Annotated in this window: 2 protein-coding genes; both read left to right on the top strand. The window is 76.4% G+C overall.

Annotated elements, in window-relative coordinates:
* The first annotated feature begins 207 nt into the window (after positions 1-207).
* Positions 208-7,614, top strand: a complete 7,407-nt coding sequence (locus tag ACWGSR_RS37295) for an amino acid adenylation domain-containing protein (protein ID WP_453573800.1) — start codon at positions 208-210, stop codon at positions 7,612-7,614.
* Positions 7,611-7,826: an MbtH family protein gene (locus ACWGSR_RS37290; protein WP_125668152.1), complete on the top strand. Its 216-nt coding sequence runs from the start codon at positions 7,611-7,613 to the stop codon at positions 7,824-7,826. The genes ACWGSR_RS37295 and ACWGSR_RS37290 overlap by 4 nt, the downstream gene beginning before the upstream one ends.
* The last annotated feature ends 51 nt before the right edge of the window (positions 7,827-7,877 follow it).

The raw sequence follows: 7,877 nt of genomic DNA, 5'->3' as shown, positions 1-7,877 counted from the left end.
CCCCGGCGCTGCGGCGCCGGACCAGGGCGGGGGCGCGCCAGGGCCGCTGACGGACCGGCACCGGCAGCTCCGGGCGGCGCCTTCTGCCGCCCGGAGCCGCCGGTCCGACTGCCCCGGGAGCGGGCGGGCCGCGCCTAGCGTGGAGGGCACGGAGGCGAGGGGAACCGTTCGCCCCGGTCTCTCGGCCCCTTACCGGAGGAACCCAGCATGCCCCCCAGCAGAACGGACGACCTGCTCGACGGCGGGCCCTCTCCCGCCCCCGCCCCGCCCGTCCTCGACCTGATCGCCCACCAGGTCCGCACCCGCCCCGACGCCCCCGCCCTCGTCCACGCCGACACCCGGCTGACGTACGCGGAGCTCGCCGCGGCCGTGGACGCAAGGGCCCGGGAGCTCGCCGCCCTGGGCGCGGGACCCGGCCGCCTCGTCGCCCTCCACCGGCCCCGCGGCACCGACGCGATCGTCGGCCTCCTCGCCGTCCTCACCACCGGCGCCGCCTACCTGCCGCTCGACGTCCAGGCCCCCGACGCCCGCAACGCGGCGATCCTCCGGGACGCCTGCGGCGACCTGGCCCCCACCCCGGCCGAGGTCGCCCGGCACGGCGAACTCGTCCTCGAAGGACCCGGCGCGGAGGCGGGCGCCGCCTACGTCATCTACACCTCGGGCTCCACCGGCACCCCCAACGGCGTCGTCGTCGCCCACGACTCCCTCGCCCACTTCGTCGCCGGCGCGACCCCCGCCTACGGCATCGGCCCCGACTCCCGCGTCCTCCAGTTCAGCCCGCTGCACTTCGACGCCAGCGTCCAGGAGGTCTTCCCGACCCTCGGCGCGGGCGGCACCCTCGTCCTGCGCACCGACGACATGCTCGACGTCGGCGAACTCCTCGCCGGCTGCGAGCGCCACGGCATCACCCTCCTCGACCTGCCCGCCGCCTACTGGCACGAGCTCGTCCACGTCCTGACCACCGGCGCCGTCCGCCTCCCGGACGACCTGCGCACCGTGCTCGTCTACGGCGAGGCCGTCCTGCCCGAGCGGATCGCCCAGTGGCGCGGCCCGGCCGGCGACCGGGTCCGGCTGCTCAACGGCTACGGCCCCACCGAGACCACCGTCGTGGCCACCGTCGCCGACCTCACCCGGCACGAGTCCGGCCCCGTCCCCATCGGCCGCCCCCTGCCCGGCGTCCGCGCCGCCGTCGTCGACGGCGAACTCTGGCTCCTGGGCGGCGGCCTGACCCGCGGCTACCTGCACCGGCCCGAACTCAACGCCCGCCGCTTCACCACCCTGGACGGCGAGCGCGCCTACCGCACCGGCGACCTCGTCACCCTCGGCGAGGACCGGCAGATCCTCTACCACGGGCGCCTCGACGACGAGGTGAAGATCGGCGGCCAGCGCATCGACCCCGCCGCGATCGACTCCGTCCTCGCCGGCCACCCCGCCGTCCGGGAGGCCGCCGTCGTCGCGCAGCAGGACGCCGAGGGCGTCAAGCGGCTCGTCGCCTTCGTCGTCACCGAGGGCGGCACCGGCGCGGAGGAACTGCGCGCCCGGGTGCGCGACCGGATGCCGCCCGCGGCCGTGCCCGCCGTCAGCACCGTCGTCGCCCTGCCCCGCACCAGCTCGGGCAAGATCGACCGGAAGAGGCTGCGCACCACCGACCCGCGCCTGCCCGTCGTCCACGAGGAGCCCCTGCCGGCCGGGGACCGGGTGCCGCTCTCCCACGCGCAGCGGCGCCTCTGGCTGGTCAACCAGTTCGACGGCCCGTCCGCCGCCTACAACATGCCGGTCGTCCTCCACCTGGACGCGGTGCCCGACCGCACCGCCCTGGCCGCCGCCGTCACCGACCTCGCCGAACGGCACGAGGTCCTGCGCACCGTGTTCCTCGCGCCCGACGACGAGCCCTACCAGCACGTCCTGGCCCCCGCCGCCGTCCGGCTCCGCACCGTCGAGTGCCCCGCCGCCGAACTCCCCGCCCGGGTCGCCGCCTTCACCGCCGAGACCTTCGACCTCTCCCGCGAACTGCCCCTGCGCGTCGCCCTCTTCCTCCCCGACGAGGGCCCCGGCGCCACCCTCGCCGTCCTGCTCCACCACGTCGCCGGCGACGGCTGGTCCCTCACCCCCCTCATGACCGACCTGGCCCGGGCGTACGCCGACCGCGTCGAGGGCCGCACCCCCGACCGGGAGCCGCTGCCCGTCCAGTACGCCGACTACACCCTCTGGCAGCACGACCTCCTCGGCACCGGCGACGACCCCGACTCCGTCACGGCCCGGGGCCTGGCCCACTGGCGCACCGCCCTCGACGGCCTCCCCGACGCCACCGACCTGCCCCTCGACCGGCCCCGGCCCGCCGTCCGCGACCACGCCGGCGCCCAGGTGACCACCGTCCTCGGAGCCGGCGTCCACGCCCGGCTCGTCCGCCTCGCCGAGGAACACGACGCCAGCGTCCTCATGGTCCTCCAGACCGCCCTGGCCCTCGCCCTGCGGGCGGCCGGAGCCGGCGACCGCGTCGCCCTCGGTACCCCCGTCGCCGGACGCGACGACGAAGCCCTCGACGACCTGGTCGGCTTCTTCGTCAACACGCTCGTCCTGCCCACCGACACCTCCGGCGACCCCGGCTTCACCGGCCTCCTGCGACGGGTCCGCGACACCGACCTCGCCGCCTTCGCCCACCAGCGGCTCCCCTTCGACCTCCTCGTCGAACACCTCAACCCGCCCCGCACGCCCGGCGTCCACCCCCTCTTCCAGGTGATGCTCACCCTGCGGACCACCGGGGCCGGGGGAGGGGCCTTCCGGCTCGGCGCGATCGAGGGCCGGTTCGCCGAGGACGGCCCGGCCACCACCAAGTTCGACCTCACCGCCGCCTGCGAGGAGCTCCGCGACGCCGACGGCGCCCCCGCCGGACTGCGGATCGCCCTGGAGCACGCCACGGACGTACTCGACGAGGACACCGCCCGGCTCCTCCTCACCGCCCTGGAACGCGCCCTGCGCACCGCCGCCGACCGGCCCGGCGACCCCGTCCCGGACACCGCGCTCGTCGCGCCCGCCGACCGGCTCGCCCTCGACGCGCGGCGCGCCCGCACCGCCGCCCGCGCCGCCGAGACCGCCGCCGAGGAGGCCCTGTCCGCCGCGCACGCCGCCGTCGAACCGCCCCCGCCCCATCTCGACACCCTCCGCGAACTCTTCGCCGAGGCCCTCGGCCTGGACGACGTGGGCCCGCACGAGGGGTTCTTCACCATCGGCGGCCACTCCATGAGCGGCGTGCGCCTCGCCAACCGGATCCGCGCCCGCCTCGGCGCCGACGTCCAGGTCCGCGACCTCCTCCTCGCGCCCACCCCCGACGCCCTCGCCCGCCGCATCGCCGACCGGGCGACCGGGAACGGCGGCGCCGCCGGGACCGCCCGGCCCCGGCCCGTCCCGCGCACCGACCGGCCCGACCGGCTCCCCCTCTCGTACGCCCAGCGGCGGCTGTGGTTCATCGACACCCTCGAAGGCCCCGGTGCCTCCTACAACATCCCCCTCGTCCTGCGGCCGGCCGCGCCGCTCGACGCGGACGCCCTCGCCCGTGCCCTCGCCGACCTCTCCGACCGGCACGAGGTGCTCCGCACCCGCTACCGGACCGTCGACGGCGAACCCCACCAGGAGGTCCTGACCGGCGTCCGGCCCCCGCTCGACGTGCGGCCCGTCCCGGCCGCGCTGCTCCCCGGGGCCGTCGCCGCGGCCGCCGGCCACGTCTTCGACCTGGCCGAGGACACGCCGCTGCGGGCCACGCTGCTGCTGCCCGACGGCGGGGCGGACGGAGGAGGGGCGGGCGACGGAGAGGCCGCCGGCGACAGGTCGTACGACAACAGGCCGTACGACGGCGGACCGTACGGCGACGGGCTCCACGACGACGGGCAGGTCCTCGTCCTCCTCGTCCACCACATCGCCGCCGACGGCTGGTCCACCGGGCCGCTCCTCGCCGACCTCAGCACCGCCTACCTCGCCCGCGCCGGGGGCCGCGCCCCCGACTGGGAGCCGCTGCCCGTCCAGTACGCCGACTACACCCTCTGGCAGCGGGACCTGACCGACGGGCCCGCCGCCCGGGACCACCTGGAGTTCTGGGAGAAGAACCTCGCCGGCGCGCCGCCCGTCCTCGAACTGCCCGCCGCCCGGCCCCGGCCCGCCGAGGCCACCCACCGCGGCGGACACGCCCCCGTCGCCCTCGACCCCGCCACCCACCGGGCCCTGGAGGAACTGGCCCGGCGCAGCGGCGCCACCCTCCTCATGGTCCTCCAGGCCGCCCTGGCCGCCGTCCTCACCCGGCACGGCGCCGGCACCGACCTGCCGCTCGCCACCATGACCGCCGGACGCGACGACGAGAACCTCGGCGACCTGGTCGGCTTCTTCGTCAACACCCTGGTGCTGCGCACCGACACCTCGGGCGACCCCGCCTTCGCCGAACTCCTCGAACGGGTCCGGCGGGCCGACCTCGCCGCCTACGCCCACCAGGAGCTCCCCTTCGACCGCGTCGTCGAACACCTCAACCCCGTCCGCACCACCGCCCACCACCCGCTGGCCCAGGTCGTCGTCCAGCTCCACCACGACTACACCCGCGACACCCCCGGCGCGGCCGCCACGCGCGGCCTCTTCCGGGAGGGCGGACCCGCCCTCCTCGACACCGTCTCCACCAAGTTCGACCTCACCTTCGCCCTGACGGAGCTGCGGGACGCGGAAGGACGCCCCGGCGGCCTGGCCGGCGGCCTGGAGTACGCCACGGACCTGTTCGACGCCCCCACCGCCGCCCTGCTCGCCGCCCACCTGGACCGGACCCTGCGCGCCGCCGCGGCCGACCCCGGCGTACGGATCGGGGACGTCGGCCTGCTCACCGACGCCGACCGCCTCCGGCTCGGCGCCGAGTACAACGACACCGCCACCGTGCCGCCCCCGGGGCCGGAGACCGTCCACGAGCGGATCGCCCGCCGGGCCGCGCGCACCCCCGACGCCCCCGCACTCGTCACCGACGACGAGACCGTCACCTACGCCGAACTCGACGCCCGTGCCGACGCGTTCGCCGCCCGCCTCCGCGCGGCCGGAACGCGCCGGGGCGACACCGTCGGCGTCCTCCTCGACCGGGGCGTGCCCCTGGTGGTGACGGCGCTCGCCGTCCTCAAGTGCGGCGCCGCGTACCTCCCGCTGGACCCCCGCCTCCCCGAGGCCAGGATCCGGCTGATGACCGAGGACGCCGGAGCCCGTCTCGTGGCGACCGACACGGCGCACGCCGCCGCCCTCCCGGACGGCTTCCCCGCCCCCGTCCTCGCCGTCGACGCGCCCGCCGGGCCCGGCGCGGAGCCGGGGGAGGAGGAGCACGGGGCCGCCCGGGACACCGAGGCCGCCCGCATCACCGAGGCCGCCCGCGACACCGAGGCCGCCCGCGACACCGAGGCCGCCCGTGCCACCCAGGTTTCCCGTGCCACCGAGGTCTCCCGCGCCACCGAGGCCTCCCGTGCCACCGGGGACGACCTGATGTACGTGATGTTCACCTCCGGATCGACCGGCCGGCCCAAGGGCGTCGGCGTCACCCACCGCAACGTCCTCGAACTCGCCGCCGACCGCGACCTCGCCGCCGGCGGACCCCGGCGGATGCTGGTGCACTCCGCGACCGGCTTCGACGCCTCCGTCTTCGAGACCTGGGTGCCGCTGCTCGGCGGCGGCAGCCTCGTCGTCACCCCCGGCGACGGCACCGACCTCGCCGAGACCGCCCGCGCCGTCCACCGGCACGGCGTCACCGGCGCCTACTTCACCGTGGGCCTGTTCCACGTGATGGCCGACGAGGGCCTGGACACCCTCCGGGCACTGCGCGAGGTGTGGACCGGCGGGGACGTCGCCTCGCCGGCCGCCGTCCAACGGGTCCTCACCCACTGCCCCGACACCGTCCTCGTCCACTCCTACGGACCCACCGAGACCACCTTCGCCTCCCACAACCAGTGGTTCACCACCGGGCAGCGCGCCCTGCGGGGCGCCGGCGTCCACCTCGGCCGGCCCATGGACAACACCCGCAGCCACGTCCTCGACGACGCGCTGCGACCCGTGCCGCCCGGCGTCCCCGGCGAGCTGTACATCGCCGGCGCGCACGTGGCCCGCGGCTACGTCGGCCGCCCCGGCACGACCGCCGAACGGTTCGTCCCCGACCCGTTCGAGAACGACGGCAGCCGCATGTACCGCACCGGCGACCGCGTCCTGTGGACCCCCGACGGCGAACTCCGCTTCCTCGGCCGCGCGGACGGCCAGATCAAGCTGCGCGGCGTGCGGATCGAACCCGGCGAGGTCGAGCGGACGCTCGCCGGACACCCCGCCGTCGGACAGGCCCTTGCCGTGGTCCGCGAGGACCGGCCCGGCGAGAAGACCCTCGTCGGCTACGCCGTCCCCCGCGCCGGCCACTCCCTCACCGAGGCCGAAATGCTCGCCGCGGCCCGCGCGACGCTCCCCGAACACCTCGTGCCCTCCGCGGTCGTCGTCCTCGACGCCCTGCCGCTGACCGTCAACGGCAAACCCGACCGCGCGGCCCTCCCCGCCCCGCACCGGCCCGCCCCGGCCGAGGGCGGACGGCGGCCCCGCAACGCGCGCGAGGAGGTGCTGTGCGCCCTGTTCGCCGAGATCCTCGACGTGCCCGAGGTCGGCATCGACGACAACTTCTTCTCCCTGGGCGGCCACTCCCTGCTCGGCGTCCGCCTGGTCAACCGCATGCGCGGCGTCCTGGGCGTCGAGCGCACCGTCCGCGACCTCTTCCGCCTGCCCACCCCCGCCGGACTCCTCGGCTCGTACGAGGACGAGGCCGGGGCCGGGGACGGCAACGGGGACGACGGCACGGCCGCCGCCCTGGGCGTCCTGCTGCCGCTCAGCACCCGGGGCACCCGCCGCCCGCTGTTCTGCGTCCACCCCGGGACCGGCGTCGGCTGGGCCTACGCGGGCCTCGCCCGCCACCTCGGCGACGACCAGCCGCTCTACGCCCTCCAGGCCCGCGCCCTGAGCGACCCCGGCCACCGGCCGCGCACGGTCGAGGAGATGGCCGACGACTACCTGGAGCGGATCCGCCGGATCCAGCCCTGGGGCCCCTACCGGCTGCTCGGCTGGTCGTACGGCGGCGTCGTCGCCCACACCATGGCGGTACGGCTCCGCGAGGCCGGCGAGCGGGTCGAGCTCCTGGCCCTGATGGACGCCCACCAGACCGGACCCGGCAGCGTCTCCGTACTGCCGCCGGAGGAACGGGCCGCCGAGGCGCCGGCCGGGGACCTCGCGGAGGCGACGGAGCGGATCCGCCGCGAGGACCCCGTCCTCGCCGGCTTCTCCGACGCGGAGCTGCGCGCGGTGCTCCGCGCCTCCGAGACCCACGCCGGACTCATGGCCCGGCACGTGCCCGGCGTCGCCGACACCGACGTGGTGTTCTTCACCGCCCGCAGGCCGGGGGAGCCCGAAGGCCTCCTCGCCGCCACCTGGATTCCCCTCACCCAGGGAATCGTCGACAACCACACCGTCGAATGCGGCCACCTCGAAATGGCCGGACCCGAACCACTCGCACACATCGGAAGCATTCTCTCGGAGAAACTCTCCGCCCTGCAGAAGAAGGAAATGAGGATCCAGTCATGAGCGATTCCGTCAACCCGTTCGACAACGCCGAGGGCACCTTCCACGTCGTCGTGAACGACGAGGGCCAGCACTCCCTGTGGCCGGCCTTCGCGGACGTCCCCGGCGGCTGGACCAGCGTCCACGGCCCCACCGGCCGGACCGAGGCCCTGGAGTACGTCACCACCCACTGGACCGACATCCGCCCGCGCAGCCTCGTCGCCCAGTACGCCTGACGCCCCGCCGGGCAGGACCCGGAAAGGCGCCGCACCCCGCATCCATTGCGG

The sequence above is a fragment of the Streptomyces sp. NPDC055632 genome, from assembly GCF_053618675.1.
This window is presented reverse-complemented; position numbering and strand designations above follow the sequence as displayed.